Origin of the sequence: Streptomyces sp. YIM 130001 (assembly GCF_003574445.1) — a bacterium.
Lineage (GTDB): Bacteria > Actinomycetota > Actinomycetes > Streptomycetales > Streptomycetaceae > Streptomyces.
Genome location: NZ_KZ984549.1, coordinates 427,244 through 444,903, shown reverse-complemented (window position 1 = coordinate 444,903; position 17,660 = coordinate 427,244). Strand labels below are relative to the sequence as shown.

Sequence of the window (17,660 nt, the reverse complement as noted above, 5' to 3'; positions counted from 1 at the left end):
ATGGCGGGGACGGACTCCTCCCCGAACGCATGCCTCAACTCACAAGAGAGCGGACCAAGTTGGGGCTCGGGTCGGCGCCGGGCCGGGTGGGCGGATCAGCGCAGTCCGGCGAAGAGATCGTTCTCGGGTACGGCCGCGCCGGTGGAGTCCTTGACGCGTACGAACGTCTCCACGCCCATCAACTTGCCGAACATCTCCTTGCCCATCCTGAGGAAGAAGATGTTGTCGCCTTGACTGGAGTGGGCGGCCAGTGAATCGAACTTCTGGTCGCTGAACGCTGTGGTGTCCACCCAGGTGCTGATCTCGTCGTCGGGAAGGCCGATCTCGGCCATCGCGGCGGTCTCGGCAGGATCGGGCTCCGGCGTCCCCTCCTGGGCCTCGCTCATCGTCTCCGCGAACCGCTGCATCATCGAGTGGGGCATCGTCGTCCAGTACACCTTCGGTGTGAGCGCGATCATCTCCAGCGCCGCCATGGTGATGCGGTGGGCCTGGATGTGGTCGGGGTGACCGTAGAAGCCGTTCTCGTCGTAAGTGACGACCACGTCGGGCCGGTAGTGCCGCATGAGTTCGGCGAGTCGGGCGGCGCCTTCCTCCACTGGGGTCTGCCAGAAGGATTCGGGGGCGTCGTTGCTCGGCCAGCCGATCATCCCGGAGTCGGCGTAGTCCAGCGTCTCCAGATCGCTGATCTTCAGGACGTCGCTGCTCGCCTGGAGTTCTTGGCGCCGCATCCGGGCCACGGCGGCCGGGTCGTGCCCGGGCTCGCCCGGCTTCACACCTCCCGGTCCGTCACCGCAACCGCCGTCGGTACAGGTCACGAGTACCGTGCGGATGCCTTCCGCCGCATACCGCGCGAGGACACCTCCCGTGCTGGTTGCCTCGTCGTCGGGGTGGGCGTGCACCGCCATGAGCGTCAAAGGCCGGTGGTAGGTCATGGAAAAAGTCCTCCTGCGGAAATACCTGGTTATACGTCGGTGGTCCGGATAAGCGCCGGGCCGCGTACCGCTGCTCCCGAGGCGCCTGTCAATGATGCCGGACGCATTCCGATCGGCTCCTGGCACGTGTTAGCGTGCGGCACCTATCACGTGTCAGGTGTCAGTTGGTGAGCGGTGGGACGGCAAGGGGACAGCAGCGCATGGACGACCGGAACATCACCCGCCACCACGTCCGCCCTGCCGCTGGGCAGTGGTGCAACGACCCCAACGGTCCGCTGTTCCACGACGGCCGCTACCACCTCTTCTTCCAGCACAACCCGGGTGCACCGGTCTGGGGGGACATCCACTGGGGCCACGCCTCGAGCCCCGATCTGGTCACCTGGACCGACCACGGGATCGCCCTCGCGCCGACGCCCGGCACGCGCGACGAGCGGGGTGCCTGGTCCGGCTGCGCGGTCGTCGAGGGCGGCGTGCCCACGGCCGTCTACACCGGCATGGACCGCGACGACGGCATCGGATCGGTGATGCTCGCGCCCGCCACCGACGATGTGATCAGCAGTTTCAGGGCCGAGCCCGCACCGGTGGTGCCGGGTCCGCCGCCCGGACTCGACCTGAACGCGTTCCGCGACCCGTACCTCTTCACCCACGAGGGCCGCCGCTGGGCCCTGATCGGCGCGGGCCACCGCGTGACCGGAGCCGCTGACGTCCTCCTGTACCGGGTCCACTCGCTGACCGACTGGGCCTACGCGGGTTCACTGCTCGACGCCGCCGACCCCGTCGCCGCCCGGGTGGCCGCCCCGGCCACCGTGTGGGAGTGCCCGGCCCTGCTGCCGGCGGGAGACGGGCGCTGGATCCTGATCCTGTCCCTGTGGATCGACGGCATCACCAGCAGCACCGTCCGCCTCATCGGAGACCTGCGCACCGACGGTGACGGCTTGCGCTTCGTGCCCACCAGCGGCGGCATGCTCGACCACGGCCGCGACTTCTACGCCCCCGCCGCCCTGATCGAGGACGACCGCACCCTGGTCTGGGGCTGGAGTTGGGAGTCGCGCAGCGAGAACGCCTCGGTCGAGGCGGGTCACGCCGGCTGCCTCACATACCCGCGCGAGGTCGGCCTGCACTCCGACGGCACCGTACGGATGGCTCCCGCCCGGGAACTCGACGGCCTGCGCGGCACGGGACTGGCCCCTGGTGACCCGCTGCCGCCCGCCTACGAGATCCAGCTCGACGTCCGCGCGGAAGTGCCCGACGCCGAGGTGGAACTCGACCTCGGCGGCACCGTATCCCTGCGGGTGAACCCGACCCGTGGCGTCCTCGTCCTGGACCGTTCCGGCGCACCGGCCACGGCCGAGGCCCGCTTCCCGCGGCGCGACCGGGCGGTGGCGAGCGTGCCCGGGGGAGTCACCTCGCAGCTGCGGGTACTCGTCGACGGGCCCCTGATCGAGGCGTTCCTGGACGAACGGGCCGTGATCACCGAGAAGGTTCACCCCGCGCCGAGCGGCACTTTCACCGCCGCCGTGGCGCACGGGTCGGCCACCGTGACGGTCAGCGCCTGGTCGGTGGACGGACCGAATCCCGCCTGACGACAGGGCAGTTGAGACGGACCGTGCGCGCGGTGTCGACACTTCGCTCGGCGTCGGCCGCGTCCAGGAGCGTCCTGACGGCCGTGGCGCCCATCGCGTGATGGGGCAGGGCGACGGTCGTCAGAGCCGGGACGAGGTGACCCGCCACCTGGTCCTGGTCGTCGTACCCCACCACCGAGAGCTCGCCGGGCACGTCGATGCCGAGGCGGGCGGCGGCCAGCAGCACACCGGTGGCCACCCGGTCGTTGGCGCAGACCACGCCCGTGGGCCGGCTCCGGGAGTCCAGTACGTCGAGGGCGGCCGCGTATCCCTCGTCGATCTGCCAGCCCGCGTGACGCAGCCACTCGGGGCGGGCCACGAGGCCGGCTGCTCGCAACCCGTCGTGGAAACCCCGCGCACGGTCGAGGGCCGCGATGTCGCCCTCCTCCCCGCCGAACAGTGCGATCTCCCGGTGGCCGGCCTCGATCAGTACGTCCACGGCGGCTCGCCCCCCGGCCGGCTCGTCGGCCACCACCGACGCGTAGCGGCCCGGCTCCCGCGCCACACAGTTGGCGAGCACCGCGTGGGCCGGGTCGATGCCCTCCGGTACGTCGGTGCGGCGCATCGACATCGCCGCGTAGACGATGCCGTCCACCCGGCGGGCGCGAAGTTCGGACACGGCCTCGGACTCCGCGTGCGGATCGTGCCGGGACTCGAGGAGCAGCACCTGGCAGCCGCGCTCCCTCGCGGCCTCCATCGCTCCGAGCACCATCCGGCCCGCGAACGGCGAGGTGGCGATCTGGTCGCTCAGCAGGCCGATCACTCCGCTGCGGCGTCTGCGCAGGGAGCGGGCCACTTCGTCGGGCCGGTAGCCGAGTTGCTCGGCCGCCCGTCTGATCCGCTCCTGGGTCTCGGCCGACAGGTTCCCGGCGGCCCGTCCGCTGAAGACGAAGGACACCGCGGCACGCGACACCTCGGCCAGCTCTGCGACGTCACGAGCGGTGGGGCGGCGGTTCACCGGCATCCTCCTGGGGCGGACGAGTACGCCCGGGTGGACCGGGCACGGCCCAGTATGTCCCGCGCCACGACCGGACACGGGCCGCAGTACATCGGGGAGTTGGGCCCGGAAACTGGGCGGCGTCGCCGGCCCCGATCGCCGCGCCCTCGCGCTGCGCACCGCACTCCAGGGCGGCCTCCTGGTGCCCCGGACCCGTCGCAACACCGCGGCCCTCGATGCCGTCCCGGCCGCGGCGATCGAACGCATCCGCTGCCACGCGGTCGGCTGAGTGGCTCCTGACGGACGCCCTGTCGCACCTGACGGGCGCCCCCGTCGCACCTGACCGCCACGATCCGCCGTCAGGTGTCGAATCGACGGCGGGATGTCTCGATGTGGCCGAGGTACCGATGGGTCCAGTCGCACAGTCCGTCGATCGTCGCCCGCAAGGCCTGGCCCGGCTCGGTGAGCGCGTATTCGACCCGTGGCGGCACGACCGGGTGCACCGTCCGCTCGACCAGGCCGTTGCGCTCGAGCATGCGCAGGTTCTGGGTGAGCATCTTGTGGCTGATGCCCTCGATCTCCTTCCGCACCTCGCCGAAGCGCAGCGTCCGATCCCCGAGGGACTCGATGATCAGGAGCGCCCATTTGTTGGCGACGTCCGAGAAGATCTCGCGCGCCAGGGAGTCCGCGCGCCTGAGGTCCGCTTCGTCGGGCGAGCCCGTGAACTGCTTGGTCACCGCGAGGTTCTCCAGTCACTGAAAAGTGCGTACTTCAACGTCAGGCTTCACTCTCCTATGGTTCCTGAGTAACCACAAGAGACCGCAAAATGTGCTGGTCCGGTGGCGAGCGAGCCCACGGGCTCCCCTTACAAGGAGGCGGGCAACATGGCCATCACCCTGGTGAACCCCAGTGGACTGCCCACGGTCGACGTCTATCGACAGGTGTCGGTCGCGACGGGGACGAGGCTGGTCTTCATCGCCGGGCAGGTCGCTTGGGATGCCGATGGGAGGACGGTGGGCGAAGGTGACCTCGCCGCCCAGGTCGAGCAGTGTTACCTCAACGTCGCCACCGCCCTGGCCGAGGTCGGTGGTTCCTTCGACGACGTGGCGAAACTGACCGTCCATGTCGTCGACTGGACCCCCGACAGGATGCCCCAGCTCCTGGACGGGATCCGGCGGGCGTCCGAGAAGCTGGGTGTCACCCCGGCCCCGCCGGCGACGCTGCTGGGTGTGGCGGCCCTGGACATCCCCGAGCACCTGGTGGAGATCGAGGCCACCGCGATGCTCGACTGAGCGGGTGCCTGCCGGCGCGGCCGTCGAAGCCGCCCTCTGGTCACGTGGCGAAGCGGCCCGCGCAGAAGCTCGCCGTTTGGCGGGGAATGCAAGGTGACTGTGTCTCACCTGGATGGCCCCTCCACGTAGGTGCAGCCACTGCTCCGATGTGACGCTGCGAAGGTGACGACCACTGAAACGGCACCGCCGGACGCCGAGGCAGCCCCACCGGTTCTCGACAGGCGGCGCCGCAACGTCGTCTTCGTCACGATCATGCTCGGCATGCTGCTCGCCGCCCTGGACCAGACGATCGTCGGCACCGCACTGCCGACGATCGTCTCGGACCTGGGCGGTGGCGCGCACATGTCGTGGGTCGTGACCGCGTACCTGCTCGCCGAGACCGTGGCCACCGTGCTGGTCGGCAAGTTCGGTGACCTCTTCGGGCGCAAGGTCGTCTTCCAGATCTCCGCGATCGTCTTCATCACGGGCTCGTTCCTGTGCGGCCTCGCCACGAACATGTCGCTCCTCATCGCATGGCGGGCGCTGCAGGGAATCGGCGCGGGCGGGCTGATGGTCACGTCGATGGCGCTGATCGCGGACGTGATCCCGCTGCGCGAGCGCGGCAAGTACCAGGGCGCGATCGGTGCCGTCTTCGGTGTCTCCACCGTCATCGGACCGCTCCTCGGGGGCCTGTTCACGGACCACCTGACCTGGCGCTGGGCGTTCTACGTGAACGTACCGATCGCGATCGTCGTCGTCCTGGCCGCGGCACGCACGATCCCGGTGGTGAAGTCGGCGGCCCGGCCGGTCATCGACTATCTGGGCATCGCCCTGGTCGCGGTCGGCGCAAGTGCCCTGATTCTGGCGACGAGTTGGGGCGGCAACGAATACGCCTGGGGCTCAGCCGTCATCATCGGCCTGCTGGTGGGCGGGTTCGTGGCGCTCGGGTTGTTCTGCCTGGTGGAGACGCGGGCGGCGGAGCCGATGCTCCCGATGCGGCTGTTCGCGAACCCGGTGTTCACGGTGTGCTCGGTGCTGAGCTTCATCGTGGGCTTCGCGATGCTGGGCGCGATGACGTTCCTGCCGACGTATCTGCAGTACGTGGACGGTGACTCGGCGACGATCTCGGGCGTGCGCACGCTGCCGATGGTGGTCGGCCTGCTGGCCGCGTCGATCTTCTCCGGCAACGTGGTGAGCAAGACCGGCAAGTACCGGATCTTCCCCATCGTCGGCTCACTCGTCATGGCACTCGGCCTCTACCTGCTGTCCACCATGAGCCGTTCGACCGGCACCTGGCTGGAGTCCCTGTACATGCTGGTGCTCGGTCTCGGGATCGGTCTGTGCATGCAGGTGCTCACGATCGTCGTGCAGAACACCGTGAACTACGCGGACCTGGGCACGGCGACCTCAGGCGTCACCTTCTTCCGTACGCTCGGCAGCTCCTTCGGTACCGCCGTATTCGGCACCATCTACGCGAACAACCTCACACAGAATCTCGACGACGGAGTCGCCGAGGCCGCCCGGGCGGGCAGCGGAGTCGATCCGGCCACGCTGGCCAAGGCCGCGCAGAGCCCGGAGGGCCTGCACTCGCTGCCCACCGCGGCCCGGCAGCCGATCATCGAGTCGTACGCGAACTCGCTGCACACCGTGTTCCTGTGGACGGTACCGGTGGCGCTGCTGGGATTCGTGGTGGCCCTGTTCCTGAAGCAGGTGGCGCTGCGGGACAGCGCGCGTATGGGATCCTCCGACATGGGCGAGGGTTTCGCGCAGCCGACGACGGGCGATCCGGCGCACCTCCTCGAGCGGGCCGTGGGAAACATCGTGAAGTCCACCGACCGTGAGACGGCCCGGCGCATTCTCGACTCCTCGGACTCGCGGCTCGACACGGCGGGCGCCTGGGCCGTGATGCAGGTGGAGTTCTACACGCGGATGGTGGGCCATGCCAGCCTCGGCATGATCGCTGCCCGGCATCGGCTGCCACCCGAGGTGCTCGTCCCGGTGTTCCAGCGGATGGTCGACGAGGGCTACCTGACCCGCACCGGTTCGTACTTCTCGCACACGGCCGCGGGGAGCAGAGAGGCGGACGTGTTCAACCGTGCGTGGGGCACCTGGCTCAGCGCCCGGGTCGAGCAGGACCTGGGCAGCCCGCCCGGCAAGGAGCTGCGCGCCGCGGTCGACTCGATCGCGAAACGACTGCTCGCCGAGGACCTGGCGCACGGCCTGCCGGCCCAGAAGGCGCCGGACCGCTCACCCACTCCGGTGTAGCAGCACCGCGTGCGTCACGCGGTTCTCCCGGCTCCGCAATTCAGTTGCCGGTCCCGGCACGGTCCCTACGATCGTGGAATGACGATCGAGTACGAGTGGCGGGGCGACTTCGACAACGCCGCCCTCGACGCGTTGCATGCCGAAGGCTTCGGCCACCCGGTCGCCCGGACCGACTGGCGAACGCGAGTCGAGCGCCACAGTCTCGGCTGGGTCTGCGCCTGGGAAGACGGCTGTCTGATCGGCTTCGTCAACGTGCTCTGGGACGGCGGAGTCCACGCCTTCGTCCTGGACACCGTAGTCGCCGAGGGACGCCAAGGGGCAGGCGTGGGAAGTGAGTTGGTCGCCACGGCCGCGCAGGAGGCTCGTGCCGCGCGGTGCGAATGGCTCCACGTCGACTTCGAGGAACACCTGCGGTCGTTCTACTTCGACGCCTGCGGTTTCCGGGAGACGACGGCCGGTCTGATCGCCCTGTGAGTGAGCGGGTGACGGGCCTGGGGCCGGTGGGAGTGTCCCCGATCGGCGACACCCCCACAGCCTCCGCTCAGTCGGTGGCGATGGCCGGGTCGCTCACGCCCGGCCTGCCGGTCTCGACATGTCCCGCCAGACGGCGCAGGTATGTTCCGTCGCCCTCGCTGAGGATCCGCAGGTCGTACCAGCGCTTGCTGCGGGCGAGGTTGACGGTGTGGGTGAGCGTCGCGCCCGGTCGTACGGTGAGCTTCTCGCGGCGACCGCCGTATCCGTTGGTGAGGCGCAGAGTCACCTTGGACGAGCCGGAGTTGGTGATCGTCAGCTCGATGCCGCCGCTGCGGGCCAGGTGCCGCGCGGTGACCTCGGGTCCCGCCTGCTTCCCGTTGCCCTGGAAGGTGCGCAGGAACCCGTTGGGTCCGTGGACCGTGAGGTCGTACGCGTCCTCGGTCTGCTCCGTCGACCAGGTGGCCGACAGTGTCCTGCCGGCCTCGGTCGAGTACACCCAGGGGCCGTCCTTACGGTTGCCGGAGGTCACGTGGAAGTGCGCGCCGGCCTTCCGGCCGCCGCCGAAGGTCAGCGTCAACTTGCCCTTGGCGGCGTCCAGTTCGCTGTCGACCAGCGGGGCGTAGGGGAGTGGCCGCGTGGGGCGTGCGCCCCGCTCCTGCTTGAGTGCCCCCGGGGTGTCGGGGCGGACCGGGACGTAGGAGTCGTGGCGGTCGTTGTCGGGGGGCTCGTAGGCGTCGACGTCCGGCAGGCCGGGGCGCTCGGTGTCCTTGAGCGAGAAGTCGAAGGCCGAGGTGAGGTCACCGCAGACGGCGCGGCGCCACGGAGAGATCTTGGGCTCGTGGACGCCGAAGCGCTGTTCCATGAAGCGGATGATCGAGGTGTGGTCGAAGGTCTCCGAGCACACATACCCCCCGGTCGACCACGGCGAGACGACGAGCATCGGCACGCGCGGGCCCAGACCGTAAGGGCCGGCCTGGTTCGTCGCGTCACCCTTGTAGTAGTCGGCTGCGGTCTCCATCGTCGCGTCGCCCTGGTCCGTCGTGGCCGGCACGTAGGGCGGGACCACGTGGTCGAAGTAGCCGTCGTTCTCGTCGTAGGTGATGAACAGGGCCGTCCTGCTCCACACCTCCGGGTTGGAGGTCAGCACGTCCAGCACCTGCGCGATGTACCAAGCGCCGTAGTTCGTCGGCCAGTTGGGGTGTTCGTCGAAGGCTTCGGGTGCGGTGATGTACGAGATCTGGGGCAGCTTGCCGGCCTTCACGTCGGCGCGCAGGTCGTCGAGGAGTTCACCGCTCTTCTTGATCTCGGTGCCGCGCCGCGCCTTCTCGTACAGCGCGTCGCCCGGCTGCGCCTTGCGGAAGTTCTCGTTGTAGAGCAGCGTGTTGCAGCCGTAGCACCCGATGTAGGCGTCCTCGGTCCAGCCCCACTCGCCCTCGCCGTTCAGGCCGTTGCCGATGTCCTGGTAGTACTTCCAGGAGACACCTGCCTCCTCGAGGCGCTCGGGGTAACTGGTGCCGGTGTTGCCGGGCTTGTCGCCGGAGACGACCTGGCCGCCGATGCCGTCTTCCTCGCCGCCCTGGTAACCCGTCCACATGTAGTAGCGGTTGGGCTCGGTGTTGCCGATGTACGAGCAGTGGTAGGCGTCGCACACGGTGAACTTGTCGGCGAGGGCGTAGAAGAACGGGATGTCGTCCCGGGTCATGTACGCCATCGTCTCTTCGGACTTGGCGGCGATCCAGCCGTCGTACGCGCCGTCGTTGAGTGCCTTGTGGCTGCCGTTCCAGCTGTGGTCGAGGCCCGCGAGGAACTTCATGCCGAGGTCCTCGTCGTCCGCCCGGTAGGGCAGCACCTCGGTCGCGGAGCCCGGCACCTTGGGCTGGTGGAAGACGGACTTCCCGCTCGGCAGGGTCACGGGACGGGGGTCGCCGTGGCCGCGCACTCCCTTCATCGCTCCGAAATACTGGTCGAAGGAGCGGTTTTCCTGCATCAGGACCACGATGTGCTCGACGTCCTCGAGTGACCCGGTACGGCGCGCCGCCGGGATCGCTGCGGCCCGGTCGATGCTGCTGGACAGGGTCGCAAAGCCCGCGGTTGCTCCCGTTATCTGAAGGAAGCGACGCCGGTTGAGTTCGGGCATGACTGGAGACCTCACAAAGATGCGCGGGACAGCAGGGACGCGCGAAGTCTGCCAAGGTCAGGGCGGTTGTGGAAGCCTTGTGTCGACTAAGTGACTTTACCTGCCACTTGGTCGCGAACAGCAGGGACGAGAGGTGCGTGCGCCCGCCTTCACCTGCCCGAATTCCCGATTGCGGAGAAGTGAATTCGTACTCGACAGGTGACCGCGGCCCGTCGCCTCGGCTGCTCCGCAGGCGTACGCGGGTTCGGCGCAGTGGGCCGACGGGCACCCGGGATGCTGCCCCGGGCGCCTGGGAGCCGGAGTTGACCGCTGGGGCCCGGCGGATCGCACACCTCGTCAGCGCGGCCAGGGCCGCCCCGTGAGCCGTTCGATGTCCTTGTTGAACTGCTGAAGGTCGTCGATGAAGCGGCCCAGACGTTCGGGGGTCCAGTCGGTGACGACTTCGGCGAGCCCGTCGACCACCTTGTCGCGGTCGGCCCTGAGCGCATCCGTCCCCTTCTGGGTGACCCGGAACTTCCTGGCCACGCCGCCCTCGGGGTCGAGAGTCCGTTCCACGAGCCCGTCCCTGAGCAGGGCCGCCGTCTGCCGGTTGAAGGTCGAGGCGGCGAGCCCGAAGGCGTCGACGAGGTCGGCCACCGACATCGGGCCCTGCGCCTCGATCCGGCTGAGGAGTACGTAGGCGCTGCGCTCCAGGGACTCGCTGCCGCGCAGTCGGCGGGGCGAGGTCATTTCCTGGTGCCGCGTGAGGATCAGAAGCTCCCGCTCGATCTGTTCGCCCGCCTGTTGGGCATCCATCTGGGGCACCTCCGGCTCCGTCATCCGTACGTCGGCACCCTATGTCACGCATATGCATCATGCTCACGGCGAGCATCGTGCAACTTTTGTGCATGATGCAATTGATGTGTACGGTGCAACACATGAATGCCTCCGCCTCTCCGGCGCGCACGGGAGCGACAGTCGCCTCGCTGTCCGCTGCCGGCATCGTGGCCTCCCTGATGGGGACACTGGTCATTCCCCTCGTCGGCCGGCTTCCGGAACTCCTCGACACGTCCACCGCGAACGCGTCCTGGGTGGTCACGGCGCCACTGCTGACCGGCGCGGTCGCAACTCCGGTGTTCGGGCGCCTCGGTGACCTCTACGGCAAGCGGCGGATGCTGCTGATCTGCGTCGGCCTGCTCGTCGCCGGTTCCGTGACGAGTGCCCTGTCCGATTCGCTGGTCCCGATGGTCATCGGGCGCGCCGTCCAGGGCATCGGCATGGGCATCGTCCCGCTCGGGATCAGCACCATGCGCGACGTCGTGCCGCCGGAGCGGATGGGGGCGTCGGTGGCCCTGATGAGTTCGTCGCTCGGCATCGGCGGCGCGTTCGGTCTGCCTCTCGCGGCCGGGGTCGCCCAGAACACCGACTGGCACGCACTGTTCTGGGGCTCCGCCGCCGTCAGTCTGCTGGTCGGTGTCGCCGTGCTGCGCTTCGTACCGGGCGTGCCCGCGGACACCGCTCGGGGCCGCTTCGACATCCCCGGCGCGATCGGTCTCACGGCCGGTCTCGTATCACTGCTGCTTGCCGTCTCCAAAGGGGCCGAGTGGGGCTGGACGAGCGTGACGACCCTCGGGTTGTTCGCCGCGGCCGTGATCGCCCTCTGCGCCTGGGGCTGGTTCGAACTGCGCACCGCAGAGCCGTTGGTCGACCTGCGGGCCACGGCCCGCCGACCGGTCCTGCTGACGAACCTGGCCTCGGTCGTGATCGGCTTCGCCATGTTCGCGCAGAGCCTGGTAGCTCCCCAACTGCTCCAGCTGCCCGAGGAGATCGGCTACGGGCTGGGCCAGTCGATGCTTGCCGCCGGTCTGTGGATGGTTCCCACCGGACTGGTGATGATGGCGTTCTCACCGCTCGGCGCGAAGCTGTCCGCCCGGTTCGGCCCGCGTACGTCGCTTCTGACCGGATCTCTGATCATCGCCGTCGGCTACGGACTCGCCCTGCCGCTGATGGGATCCGTGGCCGGGATCGTCGCCTTCAGCTGTGTCGTCAGTGTCGGTGTCGCCTTCGCGTACGGCGCCATGCCGGCGATCATCATGGCGTCGGTCCCCGCCTCCAAGACCGCTTCGGCGAACGGCTTCAACGCGCTGATGCGATCCATCGGCCTCTCGGTGTCCAGCGCGGTCATCGGTGTCCTCCTGGCCCAGATGAGCCACGACGTCGGTGACTTCACGCTCCCGACCGAGAACGGTTTCCGGGCGGCCGCCGTCGTCGGCGGGGCCGCCGCCCTCACCGCGGCCCTGCTCACTCTGGCCATTCCCCGCGCCACAGCGCGACTCACGCCCCTGGATGCCCCGCAGTCCGGCGCGTCCGGCCTGGAACCCGAGCCGGAAGCCGCCCGGCCCGCGTGATTCCGCCGGACCCGGTCGGGCGGCGATGACCGGACGCTCCGAGCGAAGGGAGAGCCCGCCCACGAACCCAGCCCCAGTACGCCGTGCAGCGGCACCCGCCGGACGAAAGCCCCACCTTTCCGAGGGAGTTCATTCATGAGCCAGAGTCAGAGCCAGAGCCGGAGCCAGAGCCAGAGGGAGAGCCGGAGCCGGAGTGAGAGTGAGGCTGAGGAGACCCTGCGCTACCCGCTCGCCCAGTCGGGAGCCCTGGACGCCCCTGCCGACTGGCAGCGGCTGCGCAGTCAGTGCCCCGTGGCCTCGGTCGAACTGCCCAGTGGCGACGAAGCGACGCTGCTCACCCGCCACGAGGACGTCAGGGCACTGCTGGCCGACCCGCGCTTCGCCCGTCCCACCGCACAGGACGGCGCCGCCCGCCTCGCACCCGGAGGCACCGGCGGCGGAGCCGTCGCCCCGGGCGAGGCGGACGCGCTGTCCCTGCCGGCGAAGGGCGAGCCTCACCAGCAGTGGCGCCGACAGGTCAGCAAGTGGTTCACCGCCAAGCGCATGACCGCACTGCGGCCCGGTATGACCCGTACCGCCGAAGGCCTCGTCGACGACATGATCGCCGCCGGCGCACCCGCGGACCTCAAGGCCCACGTCGGCTTCCTGCTGCCCGTCTACGTCATCTGCGACATGCTCGGCGTACCCGCACAGGACCGCGACCGCTTCTCCCACTGGTCCGACGCGCTGCTGAGCATCACGCGTTTCACCGAGGAGGAGACCGCGCGGGCCCAGACCGAGTTCGTGCAGTACATGTCGGGCCACATCGACGCCAAGCGCGAGCATCCGACCGATGACCTCATCAGCACGCTGATCCGGGATTCCGCCGACGGCCATGGGCTCTCCGACAAGGAGTTGCGGGCGACGGCCATGGGGTTGCTGGTGGCCGGGCACGAGACCACCGCGAACATGATCGGCAAGATGATCGCCATGCTCCTGGCCGACCGCGGCCGGTGGGAGCGACTGCTCGCCGAACCGAATCTCGTACGTACCGCCGTCGAGGAGGCGCTCCGCTTCGACACCAACCTCGGATTCGGCCTGCGCCGCTATCTCACCGAGGACGCAGAGGTCGGCGGCGCGACCCTGCCGGGCGGAACCACCGTGATCTGCAGCATGCCCGCGGCCAACCGAGACGCGGACGTCTTCGACGACGCCGAGCAGATGGACCTCGGCCGCAGCCCCAATCCCCACCTCAACTTCGGCGCCGGACCTCACTCCTGCCTCGGCCAGGCCTTGGCCCGCACCGAACTCCAGGTCGTGCTCGAGGTCCTGCTGCGCAAGCTGCCCACCCTCGAACTGGCCGTTCCCGTAGAGGACTTGACTCGCGTCGAGGGCCTCCTCGTGGGCGGCCTGCGCACCGTCCCAGTGCGCTGGTGACTCCGCTCCGATCGGCCCCCCGGCCCCCGACTCCCGGCCCCCGGCCCCCGACTCCACGCCGCGACCGCTCGGCGGCGGCGCGTGGCACCCCCCCCCGTCATGAAGGGAGAACTCGCATGAACGTCACCGTCGACGAGGACAAGTGCTGCGGCGCGGGCCAGTGCGTCCTGATCGCCCCCGTGGTGTTCGACCAACGCGAGGAGGACGGCGTCGTCGACCTTCTGGACGCCGCGCCCCCGCCCGAACACCACGCCGCAGTCCGCGAAGCCGCCACGGTATGTCCGACCGCCGCCATCGAACTCACCCCGAACGACTAGCCCGCACCGGTCGGTGCGTCGGTGGTACCGGCAGGTGCCGGTACTACCCGGCTGCGGGGTTCACGACCTGTCGGCTCGCACGCCCGATTTCCTTGCCGCTGAGGAGGCTGAGGAGGCACGGGCCGTACGGTGGCGGGTCGTCGTGGAGCTGCCCACGCGCCAGAGCAGGCCCGGCAGTTGGGCGGTGCTGATCCAGGGGCGCGGGGTGAACACGTCGTAGCCGCGCTGCTCGATCTTCTCGAGCGTGCCGCGGAAGATCTCCGTGCCGAGCCGGAGGAAGTCCCGGCTGCCGGGGTGTACGTGCCGGGCCACCGCCATGCCCTCGTCGTAGAGGCGGCGGATGCGGTCGACCTGGAAGCGCAGCAACTCCCGTACGGGCGGCGTGAGTACACCTCGCTCCAGGTCGGAACGGTCCACGCCGAAAGCCTCGAGCTCCTCCAGTGGCAGGTAGAGGCGGCCCCAGCTCAGGTCCTCACCGAGGTCCTTGAGGATGTCGGTCAGGTACATCGCGGTGCTGAGCGAGTCCATGCGGGCGTACGCACCGTCGTGCGAGGGCTCGAGGACGGCCAGCACCTGGCGGCCCACGCTCACGATCGCGTCGTCGGTGTAGTCACGCAGCTCGGCGTAGGTGCGGTACTCGGTGACCGTCAGGCTCCGCCGCATGCTCTCCAGGTACGCGGTGACCGTCTCCGGGGCGATGTCCCAGGTGCGCAGCGTGTCCAGGAGCGCCATGGAGAACGGGTCGCGGGAGTAGCCCGCTTCGAGGTCCTCGACGACGCGGGCGGTGAAGACGGCGAGCTCGGTCGCGCGGGTGGCCGGGTCACCGCTGTCGACGATCTCGTCCGCCCACCGCGCGAATCCGTACAGCGCCCAGACCGCAGGCCGCTTCGCGGGCGGCAGGGTCAGCAGGCCGGCGTCCCACTTCGCTCCGTCCGCGGAGATCAGAACCCTGCGGCAGAGGCTGTACGCCTCCCGCAGCAGCGGGTCGGTGATCCCCGCGGACGTCAGTGCTTTCTCCGCGCCGAACATACGCCCCGATGTCTGTTGATGGAGCGTTGAACGTATCAGGGGCAGGGATGGGAACGGAGAGCGGGTACGGGCGCCCGGACTCGCCGGGAAGGTGCGCCGATCGGCAGCCAGGGCCGCGCGCCCGCGCGCGTCACTTCGCTCACTGTGCGATGCCCGCGAGGCGGCGCCACTGGTCGCGGGGGACGGAGGTGCCGTCCGCGGTGAGTACTTGCAGGCAGACATGGTCGGCGCCGGCGGCCACGTGCTCGTCCACCCGCCGCTCGATCGCCTCCTCGTCGCCCCAGGCGATGATCTCGTCGAAGACCCGGTCGCTGACCTGGGCGACGTCCTCGGGGGAGTACCCGAGGCGCTGCACGTTGTTGGCGTAGTTGGGCAGGGAGAGGTAGCCGCGGAGCCACTCGCCGCCGATGGCGTGCGCCTCGTCGGCGTCCGAGCAGAGGATCACCGTCTGTTCGGCCAGGATGTCCGCGCCGTCGCCGAGTGCCTCACGCGTGAGGCGGGTCTGCTCCGGGGTGGTGAGGTAGGAGTGGACGCCCCGGGTGCGCTCGACGGCCAGCGCCTGCATCTTCGGGCCGAGCGCCGCGAGTACCCGCCGGTCGGCCGGTACCGGGGGCTGCGACCTGTCGAGATCGTCCAGGAAGGTCTTCATCGCCGACAGCGGCCGGCGGTACCGCCCCGGTTCCTCCGTGTCGATCAGCGGTGCGTGGCTCACGCCGATGCCGAGGAGGAAACGGTCCCCGTGGGCGGCGGTCATGCCGGCGTACCCCGCCGCGGTCTCCTCCGTCGTGTGCTGCCACAGGTTCAGGATGCCCGTGGCCACCACCGTCTCGCGGGTCGCCGCGAGCAGCCGGTCGGCCGCCTCGAAGATCGGCCCGCCCACGTCGGGGAACCACAGGGCGCTGAACCCCAGCTCCTCGAGTTCCGCCGCCGCCTCGGCGATCTCGGCAGGGTCGCCGTACCGCAGGGGGGCGCTCCACACGCCTACGCCGGAAAGCTCCACTGTTGCCCCTTCGCTCCGTGTGCCTGTGCGCCTGTGCGCTTCGACCTCGATCCTCCACCCGTGGCGCCGGGACATCCACCTGCCGCGGGGGCGCGGAGGATTCGCGCCGCCCGCGGATGTTGACCTTCAAGTCGCTTGAAGCTCGATGATGGCCGGGTGCCGAATTCTGAACTGATGCCGATCGGGGACTTCGCCCGTCGCAGTGGCCTGACCTCAAGCGCCCTGCGGTTCTACGCCGACTCCGGAGTGCTGCCGCCCGCCGAGGTCGCCCCGATCTCCGGCTACCGCTATTACAGCGGGGACCAGGTGGAGCGGGCGACCGTACTGCGGCAGCTCCGTGAGATCGCCATGCCGCTCCCCGAGGTCGAGACCGTCCTGGGGGCGGGTCCCGCCGAAGCAGCGAGGCTGCTCGACGAACATGTGTCGAAGATCGTCGGTGACGCGGCGGCAGCACAACAGACGGCCGCAGCCGTCAAGTCGGCGCTCGGTGAGACGCCCGGCCTTCCGTTGGCGGCGCTGCGAGGGCCCGTTCTTGCCGACGCGGTCGAGCAAGTCCTCACCGCGACCGCCCATGAGCCCGGGATGCCGGTACTCGCCGGCCTGCGCATCGAGACGAATCGCGAGGCCGTGACCCTGACCGCGACGGACCGCTACCGGCTCTCGACCCGCACCCTGGTGCCGGTCGAACCACCGCTGCAGACCTGGGCGGGCACGGTCGACGGCGACGAGTTGCGGGCTGCGGTCGCTGAAGTCCGCCGCAGCCCGCTGGTCCGGCTCGACGCCGTGCCGTACGGGATCTGGCTTCGTGCGACGGGCGGGACTGACCGGCACTGCCGGCTGCTGACCGAGGAGTTCCCGGACTTCCGGCTGATGCTCGCGTCCCTGGGCGACGCCACCACCCGCGTGACGGTCTCGAAGAACCTGCTGCTGCGAGCCCTTGAAGAACACTCCGCCGAACACATCGCACTGCACATCGCCGAGAACGAAGTGACTGTCCTGTCACCGCACGACGCCCATCCCGACACCACGCTGCCGGCCGCCACGACGGGACCGGCCCTCGACCTCTCGTTCCGACCCACCACGCTCTATCCCGCGGTGAGCAGCGCGATCGGCCCGGACGTGATGCTCGACCTGAGGGGCAGCGACCAACCGGCCACGATCCGCTCCGCCGACCGCGGCGATCTCACGACCCTGACCATGCCCGTCAAGGCCGACGACCTGGACTGAGCACCCGCACCAAGCAAGAACACCAAGCCCCCGCACCAAGCACCCGCGCCAAGCACCCGCACCTAACCGGCGCACCGAACCAATGCGCCTGATCAATGCACCTGGCCAACGGACCGAGCGAACTACCTGAGAGAACGACGAGGCCCCCATGACCACCGCCCCCAGCAGCACCCCCGACCCGACCACGGAAGCCATAGCCGAGGCCGTCACCCAAGGACGCGACGGCGACGTCGCGTCCGCCCGCAGCAAGCTCCTGAGCCTGTGGGCCACCATGGGAGTCACCGGAGACCCGCTGCACCGCTGCTCCCTCGCCCACTACCTCGCGGACCTCTACGAAGACCCCGCCGAGGCCCTGACCTGGGATATCCGTGCCCTGGACGCCGCCGACGCGGTCACCGCGCAGGACATCGCGGGCTTCTACCCCTCACTCCACCTCAACCTCGCAGACAACTACCGCCGACTCGGATCCTTCGCAGCGGCCACCGAACACATCGAGGCGGCCCGCGAGCACACACCGGCGCTTCTCCAGGACGCGTACGGCGACCTGATTCGGCGGGCCGTCCGAGAGGTTGCCGAGGCCATCGCAGACCGTGACCGTGCACCCCGGCCGTCCGCACCCGGCTCTCCTGCGTGAAGTACGAGAAGC

Annotated in this window: 16 protein-coding genes; 9 read left to right on the top strand and 7 right to left on the bottom strand. The window is 69.6% G+C overall.

Annotation, left to right across the window (positions count from 1 at the left end; genetic code table 11):
• Nucleotides 1-95 precede the first annotated feature (95 nt).
• A complete protein-coding gene (locus DSC45_RS05165) occupies nucleotides 96-932 on the bottom strand; it encodes a PIG-L family deacetylase (protein WP_119287492.1) in 837 nt (278 codons plus the stop codon).
• A gap of 200 nt (nucleotides 933-1,132) precedes the next feature.
• Here DSC45_RS05165 and DSC45_RS05160 point away from each other — a divergent pair, with 200 nt between their 5' ends.
• A complete protein-coding gene (locus DSC45_RS05160; RefSeq protein ID WP_119287491.1) occupies nucleotides 1,133-2,515 on the top strand; it encodes a glycoside hydrolase family 32 protein in 1,383 nt (460 codons plus the stop codon).
• Here DSC45_RS05160 and DSC45_RS05155 read toward each other — a convergent pair.
• Entirely contained in the window at nucleotides 2,478-3,518 is a 1,041-nt protein-coding gene (locus DSC45_RS05155; RefSeq protein WP_119287489.1) for a LacI family DNA-binding transcriptional regulator, read from the bottom strand. The genes DSC45_RS05160 and DSC45_RS05155 overlap by 38 nt on opposite strands.
• A gap of 332 nt (nucleotides 3,519-3,850) precedes the next feature.
• Nucleotides 3,851-4,228 carry a winged helix-turn-helix transcriptional regulator gene (locus DSC45_RS05150; protein WP_119287488.1) on the bottom strand — a complete coding sequence of 126 codons (378 nt, stop codon included), beginning with the start codon at nucleotides 4,226-4,228 and terminating at the stop codon, nucleotides 3,851-3,853.
• A gap of 147 nt (nucleotides 4,229-4,375) precedes the next feature.
• On the opposite strand from DSC45_RS05150, the gene DSC45_RS05145 reads away from it, so the two are divergent.
• The 3 genes from DSC45_RS05145 to DSC45_RS05135 all read left to right on the top strand — a co-directional run bounded on the left by DSC45_RS05145 (nucleotide 4,376) and on the right by DSC45_RS05135 (nucleotide 7,501).
• Nucleotides 4,376-4,783: a RidA family protein gene (locus tag DSC45_RS05145; protein ID WP_119287486.1), complete on the top strand. Its 408-nt coding sequence runs from the start codon at nucleotides 4,376-4,378 to the stop codon at nucleotides 4,781-4,783.
• A 162-nt stretch (nucleotides 4,784-4,945) separates the two neighbouring features.
• On the top strand, nucleotides 4,946-7,027 hold the full coding sequence (locus DSC45_RS05140) for an MDR family MFS transporter (protein ID WP_276145442.1): 2,082 nt from the start codon (nucleotides 4,946-4,948) through the stop codon (nucleotides 7,025-7,027).
• A 78-nt stretch (nucleotides 7,028-7,105) separates the two neighbouring features.
• Nucleotides 7,106-7,501: a GNAT family N-acetyltransferase gene (locus DSC45_RS05135; protein ID WP_119287485.1), complete on the top strand. Its 396-nt coding sequence runs from the start codon at nucleotides 7,106-7,108 to the stop codon at nucleotides 7,499-7,501.
• 67 nt (nucleotides 7,502-7,568) lie between these two features.
• Here DSC45_RS05135 and DSC45_RS05130 read toward each other — a convergent pair whose 3' ends face one another.
• Together DSC45_RS05130 and DSC45_RS05125 are read right to left on the bottom strand one after the other, a co-directional pair.
• Nucleotides 7,569-9,638: a phosphocholine-specific phospholipase C gene (locus DSC45_RS05130; protein ID WP_119287483.1), complete on the bottom strand. Its 2,070-nt coding sequence runs from the start codon at nucleotides 9,636-9,638 to the stop codon at nucleotides 7,569-7,571.
• 336 nt (nucleotides 9,639-9,974) lie between these two features.
• A complete protein-coding gene (locus DSC45_RS05125; RefSeq protein ID WP_119287720.1) occupies nucleotides 9,975-10,433 on the bottom strand; it encodes a MarR family winged helix-turn-helix transcriptional regulator in 459 nt (152 codons plus the stop codon).
• Nucleotides 10,434-10,555: 122 nt separating this feature from the next.
• Here DSC45_RS05125 and DSC45_RS05120 point away from each other — a divergent pair, with 122 nt between their 5' ends.
• The 3 genes from DSC45_RS05120 (at nucleotide 10,556) to DSC45_RS05110 (ending at nucleotide 13,758) form a co-directional block, all read left to right on the top strand.
• Nucleotides 10,556-12,025, top strand: coding sequence for an MFS transporter (locus tag DSC45_RS05120; protein WP_119287481.1), 1,470 nt, complete (start codon nucleotides 10,556-10,558; stop codon nucleotides 12,023-12,025).
• 135 nt (nucleotides 12,026-12,160) lie between these two features.
• A complete protein-coding gene (locus tag DSC45_RS05115; RefSeq protein WP_119287480.1) occupies nucleotides 12,161-13,441 on the top strand; it encodes a cytochrome P450 in 1,281 nt (426 codons plus the stop codon).
• 116 nt (nucleotides 13,442-13,557) lie between these two features.
• Nucleotides 13,558-13,758, top strand: a complete 201-nt coding sequence (locus tag DSC45_RS05110) for a ferredoxin (RefSeq protein ID WP_119287478.1) — start codon at nucleotides 13,558-13,560, stop codon at nucleotides 13,756-13,758.
• Between the two features lie 60 nt (nucleotides 13,759-13,818).
• On the opposite strand, the gene DSC45_RS05105 is transcribed toward DSC45_RS05110, so the two are convergent.
• Nucleotides 13,819-14,787 (bottom strand): phytoene/squalene synthase family protein, encoded by a 969-nt coding sequence (locus tag DSC45_RS05105; protein WP_162929134.1) that lies wholly within the window; start codon nucleotides 14,785-14,787, stop codon nucleotides 13,819-13,821.
• A gap of 139 nt (nucleotides 14,788-14,926) precedes the next feature.
• Nucleotides 14,927-15,787, bottom strand: a complete 861-nt coding sequence (locus DSC45_RS05100; protein ID WP_119287475.1) for a TIGR03620 family F420-dependent LLM class oxidoreductase — start codon at nucleotides 15,785-15,787, stop codon at nucleotides 14,927-14,929.
• Between the two features lie 156 nt (nucleotides 15,788-15,943).
• On the opposite strand from DSC45_RS05100, the gene DSC45_RS05095 reads away from it, so the two are divergent.
• Entirely contained in the window at nucleotides 15,944-17,014 is a 1,071-nt protein-coding gene (locus DSC45_RS05095) for a DNA polymerase III subunit beta family protein (RefSeq protein ID WP_119287473.1), read from the top strand.
• A gap of 148 nt (nucleotides 17,015-17,162) precedes the next feature.
• Nucleotides 17,163-17,648 carry a hypothetical protein gene (locus DSC45_RS05090; RefSeq protein ID WP_119287471.1) on the top strand — a complete coding sequence of 162 codons (486 nt, stop codon included), beginning with the start codon at nucleotides 17,163-17,165 and terminating at the stop codon, nucleotides 17,646-17,648.
• Nucleotides 17,649-17,660 lie beyond the last annotated feature (12 nt).